3 protein-coding genes are annotated in these 2808 nt (G+C 61.0%); 2 read left to right on the top strand and 1 reads right to left on the bottom strand.

The window, feature by feature from the left end; all coding sequences use genetic code 11:
* The coding region (locus QZ213_RS26910) for an FAD-dependent oxidoreductase (RefSeq protein ID WP_291689086.1) at positions 1-765 on the bottom strand (765 nt) is incomplete at its 3' end.
* Between the two features lie 341 nt (positions 766-1106).
* On the opposite strand from QZ213_RS26910, the gene QZ213_RS26905 reads away from it, so the two are divergent.
* Entirely contained in the window at positions 1107-1805 is a 699-nt protein-coding gene (locus QZ213_RS26905; protein WP_291689085.1) for a YhjD/YihY/BrkB family envelope integrity protein, read from the top strand.
* Positions 1806-1859: 54 nt separating this feature from the next.
* Positions 1860-2672, top strand: a complete 813-nt coding sequence (locus QZ213_RS26900; protein ID WP_291689084.1) for an IS5 family transposase — start codon at positions 1860-1862, stop codon at positions 2670-2672.
* Positions 2673-2808: the final 136 nt, after the last annotated feature.

Below are 2808 nucleotides of genomic sequence, written 5' to 3'. Positions count from 1 at the left end.
CCGTTCCGGCCAAAGCCGACGCGGCTGCGGGCGGGTGGCGATGGCATAGGTCGAAGCAACCCTATGGCCCTTGGCGGGGATGAACGGCGGCAGCTCGTATCCGGTTGCATAAACGATCACGCTGCATCGAATGGTCGGGCCACCCGCAGTTGCGGCTAGTGTCTCGCCTCGGCCAATTTCGATGTCAGTCACTTCAACGGGCGCGAATAGCCGAGTGCCCCTTCCAGCGGCGACGCGAAGATATCCAGCCGTCAACCGCCTCGGATCGACCGCCACGTCGTCGAACGCGAGAAGGGCGGACGACCTGGCAATACCAAAACGTTCACGGAGGGCGTCTCGCGAGAGGAATTGGGTCTCGATGCCTACCGCGCGCCGCGCTTCGCACTCCTTTTGAAGAGCATCGACCCCCAGCACGTTTCCGGAGAGATAGAGGCTATCACGAGCCGACATGTCGCACTTGATCCCGAGTTCGCGAGTCCGCGCGGCAAGGCTGCGGACGGCGAGGTAGGAGCGTCTCCACGCACGGCCGGCGTCGACTCTACCTAAGTTGCGGGACAGATGGATTAAGGGCGTGTCGATCTCATATTCGACAAGGGCGGTGCTGGCTGACGTCGAGCCTTTTGCGACCCCGCGCCGGTCGACGACGATCACCGTATGCCTCTCGGACAACGCTTCGGCAACGAGAGCGCCAGAACTCCCGGCACCTACGACAAGTATTTCCGTCCGCACATCTCGCGTCAGCGGTAAGACGGGAATGCGCGGCATGGGTTGGCTCAGCCAATAGGGCCGGCCCGTGCGAAGATTCCGCCTCTGCATGCTCATGCGCCTTCCCCAACGGCTTTGGCTGACAGGTTGACTGGAACGTATGCTATTCAACGTGTCGGGTTGACCCTGATTCTTTGGCAGCGCACACGCGCTGATCGAATCGCCGGCCGCCGTTCCCGAGAATCAGCCCAAAAAGTAAACTCCGGCCCACACGCAAATCCCATTGCCCGAAACGCGGCGAACCGAGGCGAACAAAGTTCGCGAAAGGACTTCGACGGTCGACGTCGTCGGGAACTGGCCACCGTGCCTGTGCGTTGCTCCTCGTGACGAGGTCCGAGCCGATGATCTGGGTAGTCTTGACTACAGCGGTTGCGCAATGGTTCCACCATCGAAGCCCTCGCCTTGGCGCGGCGCTCGCCTACTATTCGGTCTTTTCCATGGGCCCGCTGCTCCTTCTTGTAACAGCTGTCGCTGGACTGTTTTTCGGTGCCGACGCGGTCCGAGGAAGCCTGTCCGCGCAGTTCAGGTCGCTGCTTGGCCCAACGGGTAGCAAGGCGATCGAAGCAATGTTGGCCGGCGCCTCGTCCAAACCAGCCGGTTACCTTGCAGCTGCTACGGGCGTCCTTCTGATCCTTGTTGCGGCCGTGGGTGTCGTCGCGCAGTTGAAGGACGCCATGAACACTATCTGGAACGTCGAAGATCCGAAGGAGGTGAGCCTCTGGTGGTATGTGCGCACGTATCTAATATCGTTTGCTGGCGTCTTGGCACTCGGGCTTTTGCTCACAGTCGCGCTTGTCCTGAGCGCCGCTCTCTCGGCGATCTCAAGCGCTCTTGGGGGAGAGGCCGCTGCAATCTCCATGGCTTGGCAGTTGATCGAATTTGTAGTCTCTCTGGCGATTCTGGCGGCACTGTTCGCCATGCTGTTCAAATGGTTCCCTGACACCACAGTCTCTTGGCAGGACGTTTGGTTCGGGGCGATTGTTACCGCACTGTTGTTCGATGTCGGCAAGTTCCTAATCGGCTGTTTCGAAAGGGGTTGAGTGGCGGGGCGTTGGATGGTTCCAGCAGGTTGTCGAGACCGAGCTGGAGGCATCATGTGGACCCCGACCACCCGCGCGCAGCATAGCCGCAAGGACTTTCGATACCAGACCGATTTGACGGACGCGGAGTGGGCGGTGATCGCGCCGCATCTTCCCGGTGAGCGGGCGACCGGCCGACCCCGGTCATGGCCGATGCGCGAGATCATCAACGGGATCTTCTACGTGATGCGGGCAGGTTGCCCTTGGCGGTTACTGCCAACCGACCTGCCGCCCTGGGGCACGATCTACCGCTGGTTTGCTTTGCTGCGCGACGCTGGACGCTTCGAGGCGATCAACCATCTACTCGTGATGGAGGACCGCGAGCGCGTCGGCCGGGAACCATCGCCGAGCGCCGCGATCATCGATAGTCAGAGCGTCAAGACGACGGAAAGCGGCGGTCCGCGCGGGTATGACGCCGGCAAGAAGATCAAGGGCAGGAAACGCCATGCGTTGGTCGATACCGATGGCCGCGGTCTCGTGCTCGAACCTCATCATGCCGGCATCCAGGATCGCGATGGCGCCGGGCCGCTGCTGCGCACGTCGCGGCGGTCCTTCCCCTTTATCAAAAGGGTCTTCGCCGATGGCGGCTATGCCGGCGACAAGGTCGCTTCCGCCACATCCATTGCCGTCGAAATCGTCCGGCGCAAACCCGATCAGGTCGGCTTCGCCGTTCAGCCCAGGCGCTGGGTCGTCGAGCGCTTCTTCGCCTGGATCAATCGAAACCGGCGGCTCGCCAAAGACTTCGAAGCGTCTATCGCCTCCGCAAAAGCCTTCCTCTACGCCGCCTCCGTCATGCTCCTTGTACGACGCATCGCACGCTCAGCATGAGTTTCGAAACCGACTCTCAGAGACTCTGGTTCTCAGCGAACTGACCTTGGAAAAGAACAAATCACTGTCGGGATCAGCACCTTTGTACTGCACGATGAAGCGACATGCTTCAGAGTCGCTTATCTCTTCTGCATAC

The organism is Bradyrhizobium sp. (genome assembly GCF_017881085.1).
Lineage (GTDB): Bacteria > Pseudomonadota > Alphaproteobacteria > Rhizobiales > Xanthobacteraceae > Bradyrhizobium.
Note: the sequence above shows the minus strand (reverse complement) of the source record. Positions and strands in the feature narration are given on the sequence as shown.